This is a genomic window from Planctopirus hydrillae, from assembly GCF_001707835.1.
GTDB classification, from domain to species: Bacteria; Planctomycetota; Planctomycetia; order Planctomycetales; family Planctomycetaceae; genus Planctopirus; species Planctopirus hydrillae.
Genome location: NZ_LYDR01000063.1, coordinates 141,327 through 166,098, shown reverse-complemented (window position 1 = coordinate 166,098; position 24,772 = coordinate 141,327). Strand labels below are relative to the sequence as shown.

Sequence of the window (24,772 nt, the reverse complement as noted above, 5' to 3'; positions counted from 1 at the left end):
AGGCTGAGTTATTGGAAGAGGGAACCGAACGACTCAGCAGAGCCTGAGTTTACTTGAAACATCAGTGATTTCAGAGCCGTATAAAGACTTTTTGTCTCTGCAACCACCAGACAAACAGCCAGAACGAAAAACCCACGAAACAGGCCTGTAGGATGGGAGCCAGAGCCGGGCCAGCCATCAGGAAAATGTTTGGCCCGAAATGGCGTTCCCACGAGGCTGCTGTCCATGGTCGGAGCAACATGTAGCAGACGTAGAGCACAATTGAGTTCATCCCGGCAATCGTGAGTGGCCAGGCGAGAATCTGCTTCTGAAGGGCTTCTGTCAGAAAGTGAAAGAGCCCAAGAATCGACAGGCATAACCCGCCGCTCCAGAGTGTCCATGAAGGTGTCCAGATGCGCTTAACGAGTGGGCAGACACCCGTGATATCCAGCAGCCAGCCAAGTAAGGCAATCACGACGCCACCCAGAACCAGTCGAATGGCTGCTGGGAATGCACCAGGGACTTCACGAATGGTCTGACCAGCCGCCAGGCCGAGCAACATGGTCGCGATCGAGGGAATAAAGTTAAGTGTCTGGTATCCGCCACGATTGAATACAAAGGGTGTTTCTCGCGGGAAAAGATTGAGAAACCAGCGATCGAAGCTGGCCGCAGGATTCAAATGCTGATTCCAGTGGGCACCAAAACCTGCCAGTTGCTGACGATCAATGGGGAGGTTGAGTTGTGCTGCTAACTCCTGACTTCCAATAGGCCAGAGTGCAAACAGCAGCCAGTAGGCCGCGAGGATCGCCGCCGCCACGAAAGGAGCCAGAGGTCGAGACGACTGGGCGACAGCATAGACCACGAGGTATCCCAGACCAATCTGGGTCAGAACATTCACAAACGAAAAATCAGTCGAGGGCTTATTGTTCGAGATCAGGAAAATGCCCAACACGACCAGCAGAAATGATCGCCAGAGGGCGCGCACCCAGCCCTGCCCTGTCGAGATGTTTTTCGCTTTCTGAGCAGCCAATGACCAGGGAATCGAAACACCAACGAGAAACATGAACGATGGCTGAATCATGTCCCAGAGGGAGCAGCCTCGCCAGGCGACATGTTCAAACATCCAGCCCGCTGTCTGCCAGCCTTCGGACGCGGGAAAGTTTCGACTGGCCTCCAGAATGCCAAACCCATTGAAAGCCAGCAGAATCATCACCAGACCTCGATAGGCATCAATTGAGACCAATCGAGTTGGGTTGGCAGAAGAAGTTGTCACAAAGCTGCTCCAAAGCCTGAAATCGAAATCGTCCCGACGCCTGATCGTACTTCATTCCGACGAGCTTTGGGACATGATTCCTACTCTGTCACTTGGCCTCGATATGCACTTCTTGTTCATCGTTGAATAATGGATTTCGCATGTTTTGGCGGAGAAGGGACTTGATCCTGGCGAAATCCCGGTTTTTCAGAAAACAAGGTCATCAATCACATTGATCCATCGAAAATTCTGATGTACTGATAATATTGATTGATTAGCCGAGAAAATCTTGTCAACGGGCAGCGTTTGTCTGGCCCGACTCAGCCTGACTTTGAGGAAAGCGTATTCCATGCGATGGATGATTTATAGCAGTGCCGGCGTGGCTGTTTGTTTACTGTTGACGATGGCTTTCTGGTTCTGCACATCCTCTTCATTCAGTGAATCGGTCGTACAGGCTGCCGAGGAGAAACTGACATCTGCTGGTACGCCTCGTCCGGAGACGAAAAATTCAACGACTGATCACGAAGGTGGCTATCGCAATCCCCGCAGTCTGGCCTTGTCTGCCGACAAGAAACTGGGACTTGTCGCAAATACGGGGGGCTCTGTGGCCCTGGTGGATTTCACAAGCGGTCAGAAACTGTCTGAGATTTCTTTTGCGGGAGTCCCCTGGGATATCCAGTGGCTGAACGATCAAAAGGCCTATGTGACTTTGCGAGGAAAATGCCAACTCGTCGAGATGGGTGTCGTCGAAGGAAAGCTTGAATTCCTTCGTCAACTCCCCGTCGGGTTGGAACCTTGCGGGCTGGCCATTGATAGTGAATCTCGTCCGCCTTTGGCTTATGTGGCTGTTTCGGGGAGCGATGAACTCGCTGTTGTTGATCTGGATTCCTTCCAGGTGTTTCAGCGTTTGCCAACTGGTGGTCTTCCGCAGCAGGTGATCATCTCTCCCGACCGAAAGTGGCTCGCGGTGGCTGCGCAGGTGCCGGCCCGCGTGACAGTCTTCGATCTCGCGACACACAAAGTCGCTGGTGAGCACAAGGTTTACACAGATGGTTTCAATCTGGGCCCGATGGCTTTTGAACCCGAAACAGGTTCTTTGCTCGTCAGTTGTGCCATCAATCGAGGATTTCCTGTCAATTTCAGCAATATCGAACGAGGCTGGGTGATCGATAACCGTCTGGTACGGATGCCAATTCCTCAGGGAGAACTGGGCGAGCAGGAACAGCTTGGTCTTGATGAATTTCAAAAAGGTGTGGGCGATGCCTATGCCACTCGCGTCTCGCCAAATGGTGAATGGATCGCCATCACTGCCAGCGGCTCGCATGAGCTCATTCTTGTCAAACGCAAAGAACTGCCCTGGATGCCTGGGGACCCGGGCGATTTTGTGCGTCCAGAACTGATTGGTGACAAGACGAGGTACCGCCGGATTTCGCTGGCAGGCCGTCCTTTGGATTTCGAGTTCCTTGATGATCGTCGGATTGCCGTCGCCAATGGTCTGAAAGAAGCTGTAGAAATCGTTGATCTCGAACAGGGAATAATTGAGCTGTCGATCGCTGTGGGGGCCCATCCTCATGAGAAATCTTTAGCCAGGCAAGGTGAAGAAATCTTCTATGATGCCAGGCACAGTCTGCATCAGTGGTTCAGTTGCCATTCGTGCCATCCCGATGGTCACACCGCAGGACAACTCTTCGATACCCAGAACGATCGGGGCTATGGAGCAGCCAAGCTGACACCCACGCTGTACCACGTGGCTGAAACTGGCCCATGGACCTGGCATGGCTGGCAACGAGATCTGGAGAACGCCATGAAGCGTTCCATCGAGGAAACCATGCAAAGTGAAAAGTCATCGACTCAAGAGCAGCAGAAAGCCCTCGTGGCCTACCTTGAAACACTCCGTCCTGCATCGTGGCAGGGAAATCCTCTGGAGCGTTCACAGCCACAGGATGATCCCGACTGGCATGCTGGTAAGGCGATTTTCTTCGGGAAAGGCGCCTGCGACAACTGCCACCAGGGGCCACAGATGGTCCATGGGGATACATTTGAGATCGGGCTGAAAAGTCGAAATGACAGTGACTTCCGATTCAATCCCCCGAGTTTGCTGGGGCTGAATCTCAGGCGACGATTTCTGCACGATGGACGTTCGCGCAGTCTGCGTGACGCCCTCGAAAAGTATCATGCCCCGGAAAAGGTGGCTGGCGAGAAGCTTTCTCCCGAAGAACTGCAGCAGTTACTTCGATATCTCGAATCTCTTTAAGCAGCGCACTCGGTCAAAGAAGGAAAGGTAATCAGCCGAATGCTTATTGCAGTTGGCTGATCACCTTTGAAGATGTCTGCGGTATTCGAGGAAACAACAGCGCGTTGTTGGTCGCGAAAACATGCTTGCCCAGAGCCGCAAGCAGGGCACACAGATCGCTGTTTCTTCATGGAAAGTATAAGACCGATTACTTCTTCACCCAGTAATCAAAGACAAGCACGTTTTGCAGGCGTGGCCCGACAAGTTTGACGAACTCTTTATGGGCTGGATGTGGCAGGTAAGTGTCGCGATCTTTCTCGCTCTTGAAGGTGACCACATATCCATGTGTGAAGCCACCGGCTTTGCCTTCAACGCTGACATCGGTGCCACATTCAAAATCGACAATCTCGCTGATCTTTCCTTTAAGACCGGCAAATGCTTTGGTGACTTCTTCAATCTGTTCCGGTGTAGTGCCTTCCTTGTACTGGAACAGCACAACGTGCCTCAAGAGCTGTGGAGCAGCGTCTTCACTGAGGGCGGATTGAGGCATGGCGGCAGACATCATCGCGGCTGTCACAATGAGGCTCCAGAGCTTGAAGGTCGCAACAGATACAGCTTTTGTGTGCATGGAAACTTCTTTCTATCGGGATGAGAAAATTGCCGGGTCAAGTCGTCGTTAGACCATCATTGCGAAGTCATCAGCGTCAGCGAGAGGCGGCGAGAACCACCGTGGTCTCGGTGTTCACACAGATAAATTCCCTGCCAGGTTCCGAGAGCTAGTCGGCCACGAACCACCGGAATGGTCACGCTGGAGCCCATCAGTGAGGCTTTGATATGGGCAGGCATATCGTCTGCTCCTTCCAGTGTATGGACGTAAGGCCATTTCTCAGGCACAAGTCGGTTGAGCGACATCTCGAAGTCGGTACGGACGTCGCGATCAGCATTCTCGTTGATCGTCAAAGAGGCCGATGTATGCATGATGAACACAAATAAGAGCCCATCGCCAGAACTTGGCAAGGCTTCGAGTTGAGAGACGATTTCGTCGGTCACCAGGTGGCAGCCCCGAGGTCTGGCGCCGAGCTGAATGAAAGCATGGCGGATATTCATAGGCACCAATACTTGCTTCGGAGGGCAGGTCTAAGTGGCAGGCTTCCAGTTTTTCTGCCCGCACCACCTGAGCCAATGATCGGCCAGCACGATCGCAACCATCGCTTCAGCCATGGGGATGAATCTTGGCAGAAGGCAAGGATCATGCCGCCCCTTCGTGCGTATTGTCGTGGCCTCACCGGCCCGCGTCACGGTGGGCTGTTCAAGTGGCAGGCTGCTGGTGGGCTTGACTGCAGCACGCAGAGTGATGGCCTGACCGCTGGATATTCCCCCCAGCATCCCACCGTGGCGATTCGTCTGTGTGGTGATTTTATCAATCGCTGGAATTGCTGCCGTTGTTGCTTCGTTTGTTGCCGACGGTGATTCTTTCGGAACAAAGTAATCGTTGTTGGCACTCCCGCGCATGTTGGCACAGCCAAATCCAACGCCGTACTCCACACCCAGAACCGCAGGGAGACTGAAGAGGGCTTTCGCGAGGTCGGCTTTCAGTTTATCGAAGACCGGTTCCCCGAGTCCGGCAGGGATTCCAGTGGCCACAATTGTGGCAGCACCGCCAATTGAATCCTGTTGCTTACGCACTTCTTCAATGAGTGCAATCATCCGGCTGCCATTGGCTTCATCGGGGCAACGGATAATGTTCGGCGTTCCATCTGCCAGATACTCAACCTGCTGCAATGTAACCAACTCTGGATGAGGCACTTCAGCGACAATCGATCCCACCTGATGGACATAGCCAATTACCTGGGCTCCCAACGCGTGGGCGAGCAGCTTTTTGGCAATCGCCCCTGCTGCGACGCGGGCTGTTGTTTCTCGGGCACTGGACCTGCCACCCCCCCGGTAGTCTCGAAATCCATACTTGGCATCCAGGGTGAAATCGGCATGACCGGGCCGGTAAACATCCTGGATGTTTCCGTAATCTTTGCTTCGCTGATCGGTATTACGGATGAGGATCGCAACACTGGTGCCAGTGGTCTGGCCTTCAAAGACACCCGCGAGAATCTCGGGCAAGTCAGCTTCATCTCGCTGTGTGGTGATGTGGCTCTGCCCAGGGCGACGGCGATTGAGATCGATCAGAAGATCATCGACCGTCAGTGGAATTCCCGCGGGAACACCATCGACGATGACAACGTTCCCTGGCCCGTGGCTCTCGCCAGCGGTCGTGATGCGAAATGCTTGTCCAAAACTGTTTCCTGCCATAATCAACGGATTTTACACTGATTGGATGATCGAGAACAGCCAGTCGTCATGCTGTTCGGTGGTGATGTCTTTCAGAGGATTCAGGGAGTATCGACTTTGGGAGTAGTTTGAGGAGCAGCGTCGTCCAGTGCCCGCAATTGAGCGATTTCTTCATCGAGAACTTTGAGTGCTTCCGTTCCCAGGTGCTGCTGTGCGAGTTTAAGCAAGGCTGAAGATTGTCTGCGGATACGTTCGGCTGCGGATCGGCTGGAGATTTTTTTGGCGGCTTCAGAACTGGTCGATTGAATCGCAGAGATCAAGGTTTCGACATTCTGATCGGTGGGGAGTTGGCCAATCTGCCTTCGTAGGTCACTCACCAGTTGCCAGTTTCTTTGCCGGGAGGCATTTCTTAAGCGCGCCAGAAGTGAAGTTCTCCTGGCAACAATGAGGGTGATTTCATCGGCAAGACTTTGGAGTTGTGCTTCCGCTTCACGTCGCGGCCCGTCATCCGGAAGAAACAACTGCTCGTGTCTTTCCGCTCCGGCAATCATCGGCACGCGAGCCAGAAGTTGATCGCCACCGAACACATTCAGCCACAATATGCGAGACTGATCCTGCTCAGATTGAGAAGTGATGAGCACCTCACCGCGCAGGTTCGTGGTGACCAGGAATGGCCGGGGTGGCGGCGAAGCTGCTAAACTTTTCGAATCAGCCGCTGCGGTGGTGTTTTCTGTCGTGGTGGGGGTCTTTTGTTGATTGGAGGGTTGTAAACTCTGGATCAACTGCACGCGAGTGGCTGCTGCCAATGGCTCGTGAGAAACGAAGATATCGAGGCCCGGTTGAGGTTGCCGACTTCCCAGAGTGAGTATGGAAAGTTTAGTTGACTGGTCATTGGGTGGTATCAGTAATCCTTTGAGTTCAATCTGCGAACGTCCACGGCCTGCCAGATTGATTCGGCTTCCAGAATGCAGGATTGGCGCACCAGCGGCTGGTAATTCGAGAACCGTCCACTCGACAGGTTCCTGGCGTATGGTCTTGCCCTGTTCATCGAGATAGCAGATCCAGGGAATGGCCAGGTGGAGGTTTCGAGGAGACCAGCGTGTGTCCACTTCTGGAAACAGCAGTTCGCCGCGATGTGTGGCCATCAATTGGCCGGATGAGCCCGTCGCAAGTCGCAACTCGGGAGCAAACTGCTTCAGGCAGGAGCGAACGACTGCTTTCGCCAGTGCATCAAGATCAGGTTGTCGGGAGATGGAGAATTCCACCAAGCGGTTGTAGGCAGGCTGAGCCAACGTGACGATCGCCGCATAACCACCCCCCTCCACTTTCCAAAGGACGACAATTTCGACATCGGCAGCAGCAACGGGTTGACCACTTTTTTTGTGACGAAGAGTCGATTGCCAAAGGCCCGAACTGATACGTGTACTGGTACTGAGAACCCGTTGTTCGAACTCGGCTTTATGAGAATGTAGGATCCTGTTTTCGGGTGGGCTATCGTCATGACGAAATTCCCACGTCACACGATAAGGCGACAATTCCCAGGCGATTGCCGTTTCAGCGACTGGCAACGAGACCAGGCTTTGGGAATCAGCGGGGTTCACTTCTGCCCCGATGACTTTGTGACCTGCTTCCGGAGTGAAGCTCAAGCCGTTTGCCAATAGCCACAGGCAAAAGCCAGAAACAATCATTGCGATCCGATCGTTGAACAGGTTCATCTGGATTCTTCCTCCAGATTCATCAGCCACTGTTCAATCCCATCAAAAGGTGTACTCAATTCCGCTGGTAAGCGAGAGAGCTTCCTGGAACAGACCGCATGATCTGTGATTCTGAGGACAGGTAATGCCCAGGCCGAAAGTCGGAGGTCATATTCGAGCTTCAAGGCCTGTCTTGTAGCAGTTTCCGGATTCGTGGTCCGCTGTAACTCGGCTGCAAGATAACGAAAGTTCGAACCAGCAAAATTCCATTCCGCGAATGATGAAGCATCGATTTTTCCATTCTCAGTCGTACTGTGAATGAGATTCCATGGGGAGCGCGTGTTGGAATGTTGGGGAGCATCGGGTCTGATCAGGTTGATCCAGTTGTCGAGTGGATTGGAGATAACCTGGCGTTCCCAGCGAAGATCAGCCAGACCGGAATCTTCAGGAACAATTTCCGTAGCAATTCCCAGTCGATTCAAGGTATTCGTCAACATCTCATGACAGCGACGAAAGACGTCTGAGGCAGGCCTTTCGAAGCGGAGAGGGCGATTGAATTCCGGGCACTTTTCTTTGGCAAGCTGCAGAAATGTCGCTGCCGTCAGTGGATCGAACTCGGAGAGTTGTTCACCAAGTAATGAATTGGATCGAGCAGCCGACTGGCCAAAAAACTGTGCGGCTGGTTGAACGAAGTTTTTTCCATCGGTTCCCGCTACCACCTCTGCCATTTTTTTGCGATCGAGACAAAGGTTGATCGCTTGCCTTAAAGGCTCGCACTGCCCCAGCGGTGATCGAGGAGAAAATCGAAGGGTGATCATCGATGGCGTGGCATAAGGAATCGTGAAAAAACGACTGTCTTTCTGGAATCGAACGGTATCCTGAGGATCGATCACCGGGAAAAAATCGGCTTCTCCCTGAAGTAACTCCCGCACACCCTCAGCCTCGGAATCAAGTCTTGTCTGATGAATCCAGTAAATGGACGAAGTCGTGGCGCTTCTGATGGCAGGTCTGGCACGATTCCTCTGGAGGATGACGACCTGCGGGCTCGATCGCTTCTCTTCTGATAGATTCTGCTGAGGTGCACTGACTGGTTCGTATTGTATCTTTTGCCAGGAGGCGAGTTGGTTTTGAAATTGATCATCCGGCAGACCATGCGGCGTTGAATTCAAGTGTGGTGCGTCAGAAAAAATGGCCTCGAAAGCCCGCGGTGAACTCCGTAAATCGATCACGAGTTCGGTCGCGTTGAGGACCTTGTAGCCATCGATGTACTGAGAAAGCAAAGTCGAGGAATCGGCTGTTGATTGTCCCAGCCATTGGGCCAGTCGATCGGCATTCCATCCAGCTTCAATGGCGAACCGATTCAAAGTGAGTCGTTCCTGCCGACCCAGATCTGTTGGCTCCCAACTCTGAAGAATCGGCGAAGACCATGTTGCATTGTGAGTTGTGCTACTGGGCACTGGCCGTTTTGTATCAATGAAAGCCAGTGGAACTTGTTGAAAGAGTCGAACCTCTGTCAGTTCGAGAAGATCTTTTCGACCATCGTTTGTGCGGACAATCCGCAATAGCGCGTTCCCTTGAGACTGATCCCGCCAGAGTTTCCTGAGAAGCGGTAGATCAGTGGTCGTTTGACGCCAGTTGATCAGTTTTTGCCACGGCTCCCACTGGCTGGCCTCTCCAGGAATTGTTGATGTCGGTCGAGGACTTGAGGGAAGTAACCTGGAAAGTGACTCGCCAGCCGGGCTCTGGCGAATCGAACTGGGCAGGCTTTGGAGGATTTCTCGTGCCAGACGCAGTTTTCCGTCAGCAACCGCGGCTTCGATTTCCTCGCGGGTGAGCATGACAAGATCGGCGATGTCGTCGCGATTGGCAGCGTTGAGTTCCAAAAGTTTGAGAAGCCGGATTCGGGCACGCGACGAGTTTCCTGCCTTAATCGCCAGGCGAGCTTCCGTTCGTAAAAGATCGATCTGTCTTTCGCGAGTTCCTCGCCAGCCTGGAGCAATCTCGCAGATTTCGGAAAGCAGTTCATAAGCCACATCTGTCTGGCCCGATTTCAGCAGTTCATCAACCCGGCGGAGCAGCAAATCTTCATGGTAAAGAACTTCCCGGATGAGTTTGAGATCGATTCGATATTCCGGTTGAGGATCCTCAGGATCGGCCAGTGTGATCTTGAGTGTTCCCAATTCGCGGCGGCGCGCCTGTTCAAGTTCCATGGCATTTTTCTGGGGTGGCAATGGTTTTCGCATGGCCTCCAGTTGATCGTTGATCTGCTTTTCAAGCGCGCCGGGTCGAGGATCGAGTGGTTCAACCACAATCACTTCGTCAGTTTTGAGAATGATCCAGTCGACAGGCCGTCCTTTGAGCAATGTTTTGGCATCGGGTAAAGCCAGTGTCGATAACGTCGGGAGCTTTTCTACTTCCTCGGCAGCTTCATCGGTGGCTGTATTGCCGTTGGGGGGATTCTGATTGCCCGGAGGCTGATTGCCCGAAGGCTGTGCGGTTTCACTGAGTGGTGCTTTGGTAACGGGGGTGACTTCCTGAGCGAAAAGTGCGTCGCTGAGGGTGAAGCCCGATGCAGCCACAACCATGACGAAAAACCACCGATGAAGTGTTGATCGAGGCTTCATGGCTCAATCCCTTCAACCGCTCGATTTGCAGAATCACTCGTGTTCAGTGTCTGCTGCCGATTTTCAATGACATGACTGGCGGGGTTGGCGATCAACTCGATTGCCAGATCGCTGGAGGCTGCAAAGAGTTTTCCAAAGGCAACAAGTAGCGAATCAATCTGGATTTGAGTTCGAACGCTATGCAATACCTTTCCTGAGCGACGATCCACCAGTTGAACCTGATCGGGTGCAGTCACAATCCAGATGGTGGTATCTTGAAAGTGTGCCAGTAATCGATGCGGCTGTTTTGTGGCGATCTTCCAGCGATGCGGTGTCGTCTGGCTGACTATCGCAGCATTGAAACTGCCGCTCAAATCAAAGTGTTCGACTCCTTGACTGGTCGACGCGATCAGTGATTGTGAATCACCGATGAGAGTCTGAATTTCGTTGCCAGATTCAGAATCCGAGAGTTCAATCGTTCCGCGCGGGTCGAATGTTTCTGCCAGATACAAATGAACCTGAGCTGAGCGATCGAGTTGTCCCGATCGCAAAAGAACGGCGATATAGCGGCCGCAGCTCGCCATTTGAGCCACATCGGCGTCAGGCAATTTGATGGTCGCGATGCGTGTCAGTTGTCCCTGGACCATCGCCAGTTTCCAGAGTTCACCATCTTTGGTTGCGGCCACGATGGAATCAGGTAATACGGCAGCACACTTCCAGCTTTTCTGCAGGATTGAATCACTGCTGGTGGCCACCTGTGGCTGGAGAACCTGCGATTTCTGGCCCGTTTGGGGATTGAGCCACGTGGCCGTTCCTGGTTGGAAGAGGACAATTCCGCCATCGAGGGGAAATGGGGCGGACTCGAGACGACCTTCGATGGGTCGTGATGGAGGAAGTGTCGATGTCCCCTCATAGATCCAGTAGCGGGTCGAAGAATCTGCAGATTCCGCTCTGCTCGCTGTGATTATGAGTTTGCCATTCCAGGGAATGGCGAACAATTGCCAATTCTCCAGTGGTGGCAGATCAATCGCGACTTGCGATTCCATCACAGAAGACCCGTCATGAGAAATCGTCGTCCATAGCGAAAGAATGCCAGCTTCACTGGCAGTGAGCATTCGATCTGGAGTAGTGACTGAACCGAGTAATCTCCCACCGGAGATCATCTTCCAGTTTCCGGGCTGACCAGCCAGATTCACCGTGCTGGTGGTTGTTCCGGTCGTCCACGAAGCTCTACGGGGGATCATGACCTGTCGATCAAAGCTGGTGATTGGACCGGCAGCCCACCCTGTTATGGATTCTCCAGAGAGCAGACTGAGCCCATCGGAACGAGTGGAAAAGCGTTTCAATCGGGAACCGTACATCCAGATTTCATCTTGTGGTGAGAACCAGAGTTCAATCGGCCCGTTGTAGTTCGATTGTAAAGGATAGCCATCCACTTCAGTCAGCGGAGTCATTCCGGGTTGATCAGAGACGTTGAAGAGAGCCAGTCGTTCGCCGACGAGTGGCAATACAAGTGTTGATCCACGAATTTTGCCAGCTCCCATGAGCAGACCGGGCAATTCCAAAGTTTGCCGGATTGCCAGAGGCTGGAGGGGTTGCCCGGTGGACAGTACGTGCAGTCTGGCTGTGTCGAGTTGATCATTTTCCCCCACAAGGAGCAGATCGCCCGTCGCCAGTTGAGGAACTGTTAACGTGTGTTTGTCATGACCTAAGTACGTGGCTGCCACGATCTGGAGAGGGTTACGACTGAAAGTGTAGAGGAGCGACTGTTCTCCCCCTGCGACGAGATGTGTCGCGTCGCGTAGCAACACGGGCTGCGTCACGAGTCTCTGCGGAAACTTCAGTGCGGCAGTCACTCGTCCTGTTTCTTTATCGATCCGCCAGATCTCTCCCGAGGCCACGCTCACGAAGAGCGAGTTCTCCGCTTGCGCAGGAATCCCCGGAGCAAGTTGACCCGTCGGACAGAGCCATAAGGGCCGCCCATTTTCCGAGTCGAACAAAATGAGGCCCTGTTCACGCTCACTCCATGCCAGCCAGCGCTCGGCATTCCCTGCCAAGGGGATCGCAAATGCTGAAATGGATCTTCCCAGGGGATACTGCCACAGAAGTTTGCCGGTTTCGGGTTGAATGGCGACTAATGAATCCTTCAATCGCAGTGGAAGGATCAAACTGCTGGTGGCATCTTCGCTGCGGCTGCGCTGCCGGAAGTAAGGCATGACGCTGGCAGCTTCACGAGGTTTGTCAGGTTGAGGAAGTGACTCGGCGGGACGTTCAATGACCTGTTTTGTTTCGAGTCGAATGGCTTCTGCAAGGAGTTCGTTCAACTCCGGGTTCTTCTTGAGATCCGGGTGATGATCCATCAGTTGCCGATGAATGGCGAGTGCTTTCAAAGCCTGGTCTGCTTTTAAGGCGGACTGTATCTCACGCGTGGCGGTATCAAGGCGGTTCTTTCGAACCAGAGCGCGATTGGCCGCTTTTCGCAACTGTTCCAGGCGTTCGAGTGAAGCCGTCAGAGACGTCCGGTCGTCGTTGTAGCGTTCGATCAGACGGGTGGCTTCATCGGAAATACTCAGAAGTTCGGCATTGGCATTGGCAGCCGAGGCTGTCGCGCTACCAGTTGCAATTCTTTCCGCTGCGCGAAGCAAATCTGGTCTGATCGAACTGAAATCCTCGGCATCCCGGTCATCGACAATCCATTTCTGTAAATGGGACATGGCCTGAGTGAAATCGGGAGTTGCGCCGAGAAGTTCGCGTTCAATGGCGGCTTTCCAGGCGTAGCGTCTGGCTTCCTGGGAGCGTTTGGCCCGAGGGTGATTTGTGGAGAACTTCTGGAATCCTTCGTAAGCCTGAGAGAAACGCCCTTCTTTGAAGTCGAGTTCTGCGAGGCTGAATTCCCTTTCCAGAGATCTTTGTTGAATCAGAAACGTCGTGACGAGTCCTGCCACAATCAGTAAGCCGACACAGATGGCCATTCCCAGAACAAACGGCGATCTGACCAGGTCTTCTTCTCCCGGGCGGGCAAGTGCGGGAGCCGTCTTGAACCCTCTTTGTCGAAGATCAGGTTTTTCCGAAGAACTGCCTCCGGGCGATCCAACAGACTCGCGTGCTGCCAGTCGACTGGCAATCGCGTTATCCCGAGTGGGGAGTGTCGGAAGATCGCTCAGGCTGGTGGAAGACTCTTCTTCGATAATGACGACGGGCTGTTCAGGCTGCCCTTTCCGAGGTGACTTTCTGGGAAGTGCTTGAGCCTCAGGAGCCAGCAATGATTTTTCCGTCCCCTGCTGCTGCAAATCCTGATACCGAATGGCGACTTTGCCAATCGTGATGACATCTCCTGCAGAGAGTTCGGACCGAGCGACATCGGCTCCATTCACACTAACTGAAGGAGTTCCAGCGACTGTGACTTCGAATGCCGAGCCATTCCAGCTCACCCGGCAGACAACTGCTGGAACGTTGTCTCCTGGTACAACAATTTCATTGAATTCCAGTGAGCCAATCATGACGGGGTGAGTTTTGGTGAGTTCCAAAACACGATTGGCAGTTCCCGGGCAGACGACGACAAGCTCCGGCATCACACTCCCTCCGTTATGGTGTGAGTGAGCGTCCGGGTGAGATTCGTAGCCGGTGAAATTCGAGTCACTTTAAGTGGCACTTGACTGCCGGCTGTGACGATCCGAATTTTCTGTAATCCTGCAGCATTGGCAGCATCGAGGATCGTGATCACCAGGCGGTGCTTAGCCGCAGGGTCGGCAGTCAGAACCAGTTCCTGTTTATTGTCACGAGTCATTTGCAGTCGGAACTCATCTTCAAGGACTCGAGAGTCCGTCTCAATCGGTCGACGATCGATCGTGATTTTTCCTTCTCGACTGACTTCCACAAGAATCGATTGGTTGAGCAGATCGTCGAGGGATTGCAAAGAGGCTTTGCCACCCGACTTTTGTGGGTCAGGCGTGGGGAATGGAATCGTTTTCTGCAGACTGAAGGAGGCGGTGATCATAAAGAAAATGAGCAGCAGAAAGGTCACATCAACCATCGGCGTGAGATCCATCTCTTCCAGATCGATGGGAATCCTTTTGATCGATCGGGGTTTGGCAGCCACGGGAAGACACTGAGCCACTTCCTGTGGTTCTACGAAAGGTTCAACATCGACTGCTTCAGGCTGGGTTTGCTCGATGTCGTGAAGGTCTTGATCGTATGGCTCGTCGACTTCCAGGGGGATGGTGGTTTCGCTCTGGCAGATCGGACAGATGGTCGTCTGTCCCTGTTTACTGGAGGTGATTGATAACCGATGCCCACAGGCATTACAGCGGAAACGTATGGGCATGAGCTACTTCTCCCGTACGCCGGCAAACACACTCGTGCCCTGGACTTTTGCTGCCGCCTGCATGGCATCCCGGACATCGCCGTGTGCCACGTCCCCCTCGGCCTTGACGACGACATTTCTCTGGCCGTTTCGCACAGCCTCTGTCACCCGTGGACCAATTTCTGCAAATGAGATCTGCTGGCCGGAGTCTTCAAGAGTAATCAATGCGCGATCACCCGGGTTTCTGCCTGGCCTGAGAATGAGTACGGTCGACTGCCGGCTGTCGACGCCTTGCGTGTGAATCGCAAAGGGGACATCGAGATCGGGTGTTCCCTGCATTGTGGACGAGACCATAAAGAAGATCAGCAGTAGAAAAACACAATCGATCATGGGTGTGATGTCGAGATCGACGCTGTTGAGAGCCGTGTTGTTCGATTTTCGACGAACTCGTTCGGCTCGGGCTGGTGGCTGAACATCGAGCAAATTGCCAGTTGATCGATTCAATGGGTTTGAAGGGATCTGTTCGCGGCGGATTGGCGAATTCATCGGGTACGTTCCACCTGCCGTTCACTGGATGATGTGCGTACTTTTTGCTGAGTTTCTGCAAACCGGGCCTCTGCCAGTTGATCGAGGAGTGGAGTGAGAATCTGATCCACTTCGAACTGCAATTTGCGAACACGAATCAGAATCGCAGAAATCGCAATCATCAGTGGTACGGCTATCACGAGACCCACAGCGGTAGTGATGAGTGCCAGGCTGATATCGTTAGCCAGCATGGAGGGGTCTGTCCCGGATTTCTGCATGGAAGCAATTTTGCCGAAGGCTGCAATCATCCCCGCAACCGTCCCTAACAGCCCCAGCATCGGGGCTGATTTGATGACCGTGTTGACCCACATGACTTTGTGCTCAAGCTCGGCCTGAACTTCCCTCTCGAACTGATCGAGAGCGAAATTTCGGATTTCGGCGGGGGGGATATCCGTACGGCTGGCAGCTAACCCCAGCAGTTGAGGACAAACTTTCGTCCACCAGGGTGGTGCATCGCAACGGGCAATCAAGGCTTCCCAATTGTGGTCGCGAATCCATTGAGAACATTCTTCGCGAAACTCTTCCGCCTCTTTGTGGGTGCGAAAACGCTTGGTCGCCAGTTGGCGAAACAGGATCACGCACAATGTCCCACCGACTAATGCCCCCAATGCCTGAAAGGCGTAGATGGAGTTCCCGGCCCACTCGATGATTTGATTCAGCTCCATAGCGCTTTCAGATTTGCAAAGAGTAGACGATTGACTGAGCCTCAATTCGCTGGCGACGCATTCAGAGTAACGCTTTTTGTGCCTGCTCCCAATCACAAAGCCAACAGGTTTGTTGTCAACTGCGTAAGTCGAGGCAGAACAGCGTAGTTTTAGAAGATTATGGTGGCAGGGATTGATGGATCTGAGGTCACGTCATTGATCGTTGCCGATTACAAGACCGGAGACAGATTCTTTTCTGAAGCAATAGTTTACGATAAAAAATTGATTCCCAGTTAAATCTTCACCGTTTATTGATAATTTTTGATTCGAATAAGAGTGAGGATTTCTTCTGAGCCAGGACGCACATGTGACGATGCGTCTTTTCCAGAATTAACAACAAGGAGTTGATCCAGTGCCCAACGATAACCCCCCACAGTCCTTATCGCGCGAAATTCGTCAAGGTCAGATCCCGCTGAAGTGGTCTCGGCGGCAGATCATGGCTGCTGGATTTGGTGCAGTTCTGTGGCCGACATTATCGACATGGACAGAGGGGGCTGTGCTTAATCGCAATTATCGACTGGGACCGAATCCTTTTGGACTGGGTGTGGCTGCGGGTGATCCTCAACCGACCGGTGCTGTCCTCTGGACACGCATTCTGCCCGATCCGCTGAGTGATGAGCCTGTCGAACCTGTGGCGATTCCCGTCCAATGGGAAGTCTCTCACGACGAGAAGTTCTCAAAGATCGTGCAGAAGGGAACTGCCGTTGCCACTCCTGACATGGCGCATTCGGTGCACGTCGAAGTCAGTGGATTAGACCCTGATCGATGGTACTTCTATCGATTTCTTACGACTGGCGGTGCCAGTCGCACAGGCCGTTTTCGCACGATGCCCAGACCTGAGGCTCTCAGCAACCGGTTGCGCTTGGCGTTTGCATCCTGCCAGCACTTTGAGCAGGGCCTTTTTACTGCGTATGACCACATGTCCAAAGAAGATCTCGATCTGATCTTTCATCTGGGGGATTACATTTACGAGTACAAAGGGAAAGATCGCCTTGTGCGAAAGCATCGAGGCAATGAAATCGAATCGATCGAAGACTATCGACAGCGGCATGCGCAGTACAAAAGTGATGAGTTTCTCCAGGCGGCTCATGCACTTTGCCCATGGATTGTGACATGGGATGATCATGAATTTGATAACAATTGCGCGGGTTACATTTCCGAGCAGAAAGATGTCGATCCTGCCAGGTTTCTTGACCGGCGAGCGAACAGCTACCGGGCTTATTTCGAGCATATGCCATTGCCGCGCGCCTGCCTGCCTGAGGGGCCGCATATGGCGCTCTATCGTCCAGCTACATTTGGCCGATTGGCCGATTTTTCAGTGCTCGATACGAGGCAGTACCGTTCGGATCAACCCTGTGGGGATGGAAACAAACCCCCTTGCCCGGAATCGCTGTCGCCTTCGCAAACCATGCTGGGACCTGCTCAGGAAAAGTGGTTGGCCCAGCGGCTCAAGGCCTCATCGTCCATCTGGAATGTGCTGGCGCAGCAGGTCATGATGGGGCATGTGGATCGCAAAGCCGGGGAAGAAGTGGCCTATAGCATGGATCAATGGCCAGGTTATGAAGTCGAGCGACAGAGAATTCTTGGTTTCTTTGATCGCGAGAAGATTTCCAATCCCATTGTTCTGACAGGCGACATCCACAGTAACTGGGTCAACAACCTGGCATCAGGTCGGGATGATAATGCCCAGGCCGTAGCCACTGAGTTTGTTGTGACATCGATCAGTTCTGGTGGGAATGGATCACAGAATCTGAAATATGCCCAGACTGTGCAGGACGAGAACCCCTTTGTGAAGTTCTACAATGCCGAGAGAGGGTATGTCAGTTGTGAGATCACTCCCAAGAGCTGGACGTCGAACTATCAGGTCGTTGAGTATGTCGACAAGCCCGGTGCACCACTGGTGACGCGTGCGAGCTTTGCCGTTGAAAGTGGCAAAGCCGGTGCCCAGAAGATCTAGGCGGAATGTCTTACTCAGTATGTCGTGCCCAATAAGAAAGGCTGCTACCGCCAAAAGCGGTAGCAGCCTTCTTTTACGATACTGAATTGAGTTGGCTGTTCAATATCCGCTTCAGCACGTACTCGGGACTAAATCGCACGAATGACAGCAGCAGCACTTTGCCCCATACGCGTGCGATTGACACTCAGGGCGATATCACTCGTCATACGTCGTGGCTCACCGCGCACAATCTTGAGTCGACACTCAGGATCGGGAGTGCGGTAATTGAGTGTATGAGGAATCAGCCGATGACGTAATGCGAGAATGCTGCCGACGAGTTCGACAGCACCAGCGCCGGCATCGAAGTGTCCAAAGTAACTCTTCAATGCCGTGACTGGGATCGTCTCCGCGACAGACCCAAGAACCCTGTGGTAGGCCCTGGCCTCTGTCAGGTCATCAATAACGGTGCCCTTGCCGTGAGCGTTGATATGGCCCAGATGCTGCGGAGTCAACTGACTGCGGCGCAAAGCATGCTCAATCGCACGAACCAGACCTGTTCCCTGGCGGCGATTTTCTAAACCTGCACCATCACAACCTGCTCCGACTCCCAGCACTTCCCCATAGATGGTCGCACCACGGGCCATCGCATGTTCATATCGTTCGATGATGAACGCCCCTGCCCCTTCACCCATGACTGTTCCCGACCGATTTAAATCGAATGGGCGGCAGGCACGATCAGGATCGGATTCCTGGCTCAACTGCTCGTAAGTGGTCACTCGCGTCCATTCGACTGGGTCAAAATGCGAACTGCACGCACCCACGATCATGACATCTGCGGCACCACGTTCGATGATTCGAACGGCTTCGGCGAGTGCCAGGATTGCTGAAGATTCTGAACTTGTAATTGTATTGTTTGGGCCCCGCGCATCGTGCTCCATCGCGACATGGCAGGCAGGCATGTTGGGCAGTTGCTTGATCAGCCACAAAGGGCCAATCTGATCCATGTTCGCAGAGCCGAATTGACTGGCGAATCGTTCGGGATCGACAACGGTTTTCAGTCCGCGGGCGGCATCCAGCAGATCTTCCGCTGAGGTCGAAATATGGCTGGCGCCAAACTCAACACCAATGCGGTAGGGATCAAGATCGCCTCGCTCCAGGCCGGCGTCTTTCATCGCCATTGAGGCGGCAGCCACACCCAGTTGCACTTCTCGCGGCATGACGCGAATAAACTTCTTCTGGTAGATATGAGTGACAGGGTCAAACTCATTGACCTTTGCCCCCAACGGATGTCCAGAGATATTTGCATCTGCCTGGATTCCGGATACGCCCTGGCTGAGGCTGTCCCAGAACGCCTCTTTCCCGATACCGATGGGTGAGACGATACCCACCCCGGTCACCACAATGCGTGGGACAGCGTCTGATTGTAAGTTATTGCCTGCCATCGTAGCAGCCCTCAGGATCGAGCGGCTGTTCCACTGCAGCTCGATTCGCCGTCAGTCTTGTCCATCAAAGACAGAAAAAACCTTCCGGCACTTCGAAATGCCACATGTTCACCACGTTGCAAATCCAGTTGCAAAATGATGCACAAGCCTTTGTCAGAGAGTTCGGGCATTGGTTTATCGACCAATTTTCGCCAAAAACTCAATGACACTGGCCACTTTGTAGCAAATCAGAAAGCTGGCCATTCCTTCGGTCCCCACCGTCAGAATTGCCAAACACACCATAAATCTGCCCGATAACACACAATTGCTCGTGGATGTCAGACAGAATATTGTTGACAGTTTCCCGAATCCGCCTTTTGGCAGACCCCAGCCGGTACTTCTGGCAACAGTTCAACCATCGCTTATTAAAACCATGTGAGGATGAAATCGTCAAGAGAGAACTCTTTTGTACAGGCCGTTTTGCTGTTGATTTCCAGTCCCTCCCTAGGTTGTTTGTAATCTTTTGTGCAGGTGTCTTACTTGTCAGTCTGTTTTTCTGTCATCTGCGCATCGTGACCGCCGCCGCCACGGCGCAATATCCTCGGCGAAGCCGCTTCTGGAATCTGGCTGTTCAGGCCTCCGGTCAAACGGCTGGTCATCGGCATCTCAGTCATAATCGTTAAACTGAAGTGAGCCGTCTGCCATTAAGGACTCGAACGGTGGACTTTCCATGATGCGAAGTGAATCGCCTGTCCGATCACTCAAGCAGAGACTTCTACGGAATCCTCGTTAAGACTGATACAAATTGGCTTTGATCTGGCCTGATGTTCATTCGACGGGTTGATGACGAGAGGGAAATTTGAGTCGCAGGTTCCGATCAGTTTTCAGTCGCGTGGTGATTCTGTCATGACTGGCATTTCCACTGGAACCGGACTGATCAGTGGTATTGATTATTCCGCGTTGACAGATGCGATCATCAATGCCGAACGTGCCCCGGCCGCTCGACTGGAATCGAGACTGAAGAATGTTCAGTCCAAGCAGGCGGCGTTTACGCAGCTTTCGGCAACGATTCTGAATCTTCAGACATCCACCAGTAAGCTGGCTTCCGCTTCGACCTTTCGCACGACGAGCGTGGCGGTCGGTGATCCGAATCAGCTTGCCGTAACCACCCGATCTGGCGCACAGGTGGGAAGTTATCAGTTTCAGGCCATTCGAGAGGCCAGTTTTGCGCAAACGACTTCCCGCGGTTTTGCAAATGCCGACACACAAACTGTCGGCAAAGCCGGTCAGATTAAGATTTCGAATCCTGCAAGATTGAACTCGACCACACGGTTGGAACTGCTCAATGGAGGGAGTGGAGTTCAGAGAGGAAACATCCGCATTACCGACCGGACCGGAACCACGGCGACAGTTGATTTATCGAAAGCTGTTTCGATTGAAGATGTTGTCAGTGCCCTGAATGAAGCCAGTGGCATCAATATCAGCGCCAGGATTCAACAGGATCGGCTGGTCATCACAGATCTCTCGGGAGGCTCAGGTTCACTGACAATTGCCGATATCTCGGGCGGAAAAACGGCCAGCCAGTTGGGGATCGCGACAACAGTCAGCGGTTCGACATTAACTGGCAATGATCTGTTCGATGTGACAGAAAACTTCCTGCTGAGCACGATTAACGACGGAAATAGCCTTTATCAGCAAGCCAGTGTCGATGACCTGAGATTCACGACTGCCGATGGATCCCAGGTCGATGTCAATCTCGATGGTGCATTAACGATTGGTGATGTCCTCACTCGGATCAATGATGATGCGGACAATGCGGGAAAGCTCACTGCCTCGCTGGTGAATGGTCGACTTGTTCTCGCTGATCAAACGACGGGCGCAGGGACACTGGCTGTTGCGAATTTGAATTCGTCGAATGCGAAGGATGTGCTGGGATTAAAAACCACACCCGCCGGAGGGACATTGACGGGAAGCCGTCTGGCAGCCGGCCTGGGGACTGTGCTGCTGAAAAATTTGAATGGTGGCACAGGGGTCACGACACAAGGCACCATTGAAGTCACAGATCGCACGGGGAAAACCGCACAGATTAATCTGTCGTCGGCAGAGACATTGGAGGACGTGCTGCTGGCGATTAACAGTGCGACTGACAGTGGTGGGAATCGATTAGCGGTGACGGCCAGTGTGGACAGCTCAGGAACTGGTATTCGTCTGGTGGACACATCGGGAAGTTCGGCATCACCGCTGGTTGTGGCCGATGTGGGGGGAGGAACGACAGCCGCTGATCTGAAGATCGCCAGTTCGACGACGACGTCATCCATTGCCTCAGGTTCTTTGAAGCTGAGAAGCATTAACGAAGCGACGGGCCTTTCCACCTATTCAACGGCAGGAGTCTCGGTCCCGACGGGATCATTTCGAATCACCGATTCGTCGGGAAGTCAGTTCATCGTAACAGTCAGTTCCACGACCAAAACTGTGGGTGATGTGCTCTCGGCTATTAATCAGGCGACTGGTGGGCAAGTGACAGCCCAACTCAGTCGATCTGGCGACGGGATTGAACTTGTCGATCAGGCTGCCGGGAGCGGCACCCTTTCTGTGGCGGAGATCTCGGGAAAGACCGCGACAGAACTCAATTTGCTGGGGAGTGGAGTGGTTGGCAGTGATGGGAAACAGGCGATTGATGGACGACGGGTGCTCATAATTGATGTTGCAGCCACGGATACTGTGAACAATGTGATTTCGAAGTTGAACTCTTTGGGTGGGCGAGTCCGGGCGACTGCAATCAATACGGGTTCACTCGTCAGTCCTGTTAAAATCTCGTTTAGTGCCACCGCCAGTGGTTCTCGAGGCAGTTTCTTGATCGAAGATCCCAATAACGTGCTGGGAGTCACTGATCCCGCAAATGGGAGCGATGCGGTTCTACGCGTTGGGAATTCTGCTGCCAGTGCCTACTTTTTGACCTCACCTATCAACAGCTTTAACAACGTGGCAACTGCTGTGGATGTCTCGATCAAAGCGGTCGGGGCTAACCCAACGAACGTCACCATCTCGCGAAACAATGCCGCCACGAGCCAGATTGTGAGCGATTTTGTCACCTCGTATAACACAGTCCTTTCGACAATCAGCACGTTAACAGCTTTCAACACAGCCACCAATACGCGGGCCATTCTGCAAGGGGAAGCCTCTGTATTACGTGTGCAGGAGAGCTTAAGCAGTATTGTCAATTATCGAAATTCCGGAGCGACGGGTGATATTCGATCTTTGTGATCTGGGTGTGACGGTCACGACTGGCGGGCAATTGCAGATTGATACGGCCAAGCTGAATGACGCACTGGCCGCATCTCCTGAGAGTGTCGCGGCCTTCTTTACCACGGATGGAACCGGTGTTGGTAAACAACTGGATAATCTGGCCAAATCGATGACAGACTCCATCGATGGCTCGCTGACCACGACTTCGAAATCGTTGGAAGCGACCGCCACGAGCATCACGGGGCAGGTCAAGCGAATCGATGATCGGCTGGCTCTTCGCAGGACACGATTGACGTTGCAATTTACTCAGCTGGAGACGGTGATCAATTCCCTGCAAAGCCAGGGGAATGCTCTGACGTCCTTCCTGACGCAGTTTAACAACAGCAAATCAAATTGATGAATCGAGTTTGAAGGGTTTTCCTGCATCTGTATGAGTCGCTTCTCATCCGGATGGTCGTTCATCGATATGTGTTTCAGTCGATTCATTTTTCCGTTCGTAGAAGCTATTCCGATCGTGGCAGAGAGAAGCAGTCCACGGAAATTTTCAACGTGAGCTCAAGCTTGCGGTCGATGCGATTTCTGCTTGTGTCTTGTCAGTCAGGCCTTTGATGTGCCTCATGTCATCAATGGACTTTCTGGATGCCTGGTTTCGTTGCGGTTTTCATCTTCAGGAATCTCCCGTGACTTCTCCGAACGAATACTTTCTGGCCAGTATCGAGACCGCATCCCCCTACCAGTTACACAAGATGGTGGTGGATGCTGCCGTCAGGAATGCTCGTTTTGCTGTTGAACAGTGGAATACCGCTGACTTTGATGACGTGTTGGAGGCTCTGGCCAAGGCGAGAGCTTGCGTGGCCGAATTAATGAATGGTGTCCGCGAGGATGCGGCTCCTGACCTGGCATCGAGGCAGCAGGCTTTATTTGCCTTCTGCTACAAGCAGTTGGTGATGGCCGATGTCGAGCGGAGCCCGGATCATGCGGCCAATGGCCTACGAATTCTGATGATTCATCAGGAAACCTGGCAACTTCTGGGCGAAAAGCTGGCAGCCGCCAATGCTGCTGGAATTCCTCAGCCAAATCACTTGCGGGTGAACCGTCCCAATTCTCTGCAATCCACTGGACGGCACACATCCGACCAGGGGGATGAATTACCAGGTTCCGGTTTTTCTATGTGGACGTAGTTTGTTCACGCGACGCATTGATTTCTTTTGGATCAGTGATCGCAGGTCGAAATCGTTGGAATGTACCATCAAGGATCGTGAATCAGTCGATTGACCAGTCCTGGACGAGTAGTGAGTCGTACCCCATTCCAAGAACACAGACACCGGAATCTGTCACGGTGAATCCCCGTTCTCGATCAGCGGCAGGGTCGAAACCAATCTCGACTCCCTCAGGAATTTTGACTCCCTTGTCGATGATCGCTTTGCGAATCCGGCAATGTCTCCCCACTTCGACGCCTTCGAAGAGAATGGAATCTTCCACAGTCGCGTAACTGTTCACACGAACGCGAGGTGACAGCACAGAGCGAGTGACTGAACCGCCGGAGATGATGCAGCCCGTACTGATCATACTGTCGCGGGCCTGTCCGATCCGTGCAGGTGTCGTCGATTCATCGGCAAAGACAAACTTGGGCGGCGGTAATTGCGGTTGATAGGTTCGCATCGGCCAGTTGCGATCATACAGATTCAACTCGGGATCGACGGCCACCAGATCCATATTCGCTTCGTAAAAGGCGTCGAGTGTCCCCACATCGCGCCAGTAGAGCGATTTTCCAGTGTTCTTATCGCGGAATGGCCACGCTCTGACCAGATGATCGCGTATGGCACCCGGGATGATATCTTTTCCGAAATCGCGATGGCTATCGGGTTCGGTCGCATCCCGACACAGCTCATCATACAAAAATTGAGCATTGAAAACGTAAATGCCCATCGAAGCGAGGCAACGAGTGGAATCATCGGGCATGCATTTTGGTTGAGAGGGCTTTTCTGCGAATTCTATGACTCGACGATTGGCGTCGACCTGCATGACGCCGAACTGCTTTCCTTCTTCCAGAGTGGCCGGGATGCAGGCAATTGTCAGCTTGGCACCTGAGACGATATGGTCTGCAATTAATTGCGAGTAATCCATTTTGTAGATGTGGTCGCCCGCCAGAATCAGTACGTAATCGGCCCGGGTCTTTTCGATCGAATAGATATTCTGATAGACCGCGTCGGCAGTCCCTTGATACCAGCTTTCATCGATACGCTGCTGCGGGGGAAGAATGTCGATAAATTCATCCAGTTCACGGCACAAGAATCGCCATCCCAGATTGATATGTCGGTCAAGGCTGGCGGCTTTGTATTGCGTCATGATGAGCATTTTACGCAGCCCACTGTTGATGCAGTTGGAAAGTGCGAAATCGATAATGCGATAAACTCCCCCAAAGGGAACGGCTGGTTTTGCGCGATCGCGGGTTAAGGGTTCAAGGCGTGTTCCTTTACCACCCGCAAGTATCAGGGCAAGTACATTTCGCATTGCAAAAAACTTTCTGCAG

14 protein-coding genes and 2 pseudogenes are annotated in these 24,772 nt (G+C 53.0%); 4 read left to right on the top strand and 12 right to left on the bottom strand.

Going from position 1 to position 24,772, the window contains the following annotated elements; genetic code table 11:
- Positions 1-70: 70 nt before the first annotated feature.
- Positions 71-1,252 (bottom strand): acyltransferase family protein, encoded by a 1,182-nt coding sequence (locus tag A6X21_RS08135; protein ID WP_083233460.1) that lies wholly within the window; start codon positions 1,250-1,252, stop codon positions 71-73.
- A 328-nt stretch (positions 1,253-1,580) separates the two neighbouring features.
- On the opposite strand from A6X21_RS08135, the gene A6X21_RS08130 reads away from it, so the two are divergent.
- The gene (locus A6X21_RS08130) at positions 1,581-3,485 is read left to right on the top strand and encodes a cytochrome c peroxidase (RefSeq protein WP_068847100.1); all 1,905 of its coding nucleotides are present in this window, start codon (positions 1,581-1,583) and stop codon (positions 3,483-3,485) included.
- Positions 3,486-3,672: 187 nt separating this feature from the next.
- On the opposite strand, the gene A6X21_RS08125 is transcribed toward A6X21_RS08130, so the two are convergent.
- The 9 genes and pseudogenes from A6X21_RS08125 to A6X21_RS08085 all read right to left on the bottom strand — a co-directional run bounded on the left by A6X21_RS08125 (position 3,673) and on the right by A6X21_RS08085 (position 15,597).
- Positions 3,673-4,092: a Dabb family protein gene (locus A6X21_RS08125; RefSeq protein ID WP_068847099.1), complete on the bottom strand. Its 420-nt coding sequence runs from the start codon at positions 4,090-4,092 to the stop codon at positions 3,673-3,675.
- Between the two features lie 56 nt (positions 4,093-4,148).
- Positions 4,149-4,571: a secondary thiamine-phosphate synthase enzyme YjbQ gene (locus A6X21_RS08120; protein ID WP_068847098.1), complete on the bottom strand. Its 423-nt coding sequence runs from the start codon at positions 4,569-4,571 to the stop codon at positions 4,149-4,151.
- A gap of 30 nt (positions 4,572-4,601) precedes the next feature.
- Entirely contained in the window at positions 4,602-5,768 is a 1,167-nt protein-coding gene (gene aroC / locus A6X21_RS08115; RefSeq protein ID WP_068847097.1) for a chorismate synthase, read from the bottom strand.
- Between the two features lie 80 nt (positions 5,769-5,848).
- Positions 5,849-7,462, bottom strand: a complete 1,614-nt coding sequence (locus tag A6X21_RS08110; RefSeq protein ID WP_068847096.1) for a hypothetical protein — start codon at positions 7,460-7,462, stop codon at positions 5,849-5,851.
- A gap of 365 nt (positions 7,463-7,827) precedes the next feature.
- Positions 7,828-9,279, bottom strand: a pseudogene (locus tag A6X21_RS25745) (ABC transporter substrate-binding protein); the annotation flags it as partial.
- Between the two features lie 782 nt (positions 9,280-10,061).
- Entirely contained in the window at positions 10,062-13,616 is a 3,555-nt protein-coding gene (locus tag A6X21_RS08100) for an outer membrane protein assembly factor BamB family protein (RefSeq protein ID WP_068847094.1), read from the bottom strand.
- Positions 13,616-14,368, bottom strand: coding sequence for a biopolymer transporter ExbD (locus A6X21_RS08095; RefSeq protein WP_068847093.1), 753 nt, complete (start codon positions 14,366-14,368; stop codon positions 13,616-13,618). Before A6X21_RS08095 ends, A6X21_RS08100 begins: the two co-directional genes overlap by 1 nt.
- Positions 14,369-14,371: 3 nt before the next feature.
- Positions 14,372-14,893 (bottom strand): ExbD/TolR family protein, encoded by a 522-nt coding sequence (locus A6X21_RS08090; protein ID WP_068847092.1) that lies wholly within the window; start codon positions 14,891-14,893, stop codon positions 14,372-14,374.
- Positions 14,890-15,597 (bottom strand): MotA/TolQ/ExbB proton channel family protein, encoded by a 708-nt coding sequence (locus tag A6X21_RS08085; RefSeq protein ID WP_068847091.1) that lies wholly within the window; start codon positions 15,595-15,597, stop codon positions 14,890-14,892. The genes A6X21_RS08090 and A6X21_RS08085 overlap by 4 nt, the downstream gene beginning before the upstream one ends.
- 475 nt (positions 15,598-16,072) lie before the next feature.
- Here A6X21_RS08085 and A6X21_RS08080 point away from each other — a divergent pair, with 475 nt between their 5' ends.
- A complete protein-coding gene (locus A6X21_RS08080) occupies positions 16,073-17,593 on the top strand; it encodes an alkaline phosphatase D family protein (protein WP_438822575.1) in 1,521 nt (506 codons plus the stop codon).
- A 128-nt stretch (positions 17,594-17,721) separates the two neighbouring features.
- On the opposite strand, the gene A6X21_RS08075 is transcribed toward A6X21_RS08080, so the two are convergent.
- Positions 17,722-19,014 (bottom strand): beta-ketoacyl-[acyl-carrier-protein] synthase family protein, encoded by a 1,293-nt coding sequence (locus A6X21_RS08075; RefSeq protein WP_068847089.1) that lies wholly within the window; start codon positions 19,012-19,014, stop codon positions 17,722-17,724.
- A gap of 822 nt (positions 19,015-19,836) precedes the next feature.
- On the opposite strand from A6X21_RS08075, the pseudogene fliD reads away from it, so the two are divergent.
- Positions 19,837-22,636 (top strand): annotated as a pseudogene (gene fliD, locus A6X21_RS08070) (flagellar filament capping protein FliD).
- A 283-nt stretch (positions 22,637-22,919) separates the two neighbouring features.
- Positions 22,920-23,420, top strand: a complete 501-nt coding sequence (locus tag A6X21_RS08060; RefSeq protein WP_165603724.1) for a flagellar export chaperone FliS — start codon at positions 22,920-22,922, stop codon at positions 23,418-23,420.
- 82 nt (positions 23,421-23,502) lie between these two features.
- Here A6X21_RS08060 and glgC read toward each other — a convergent pair whose 3' ends face one another.
- A complete protein-coding gene (glgC, locus tag A6X21_RS08055) occupies positions 23,503-24,753 on the bottom strand; it encodes a glucose-1-phosphate adenylyltransferase (protein ID WP_068847085.1) in 1,251 nt (416 codons plus the stop codon).
- Positions 24,754-24,772 lie beyond the last annotated feature (19 nt).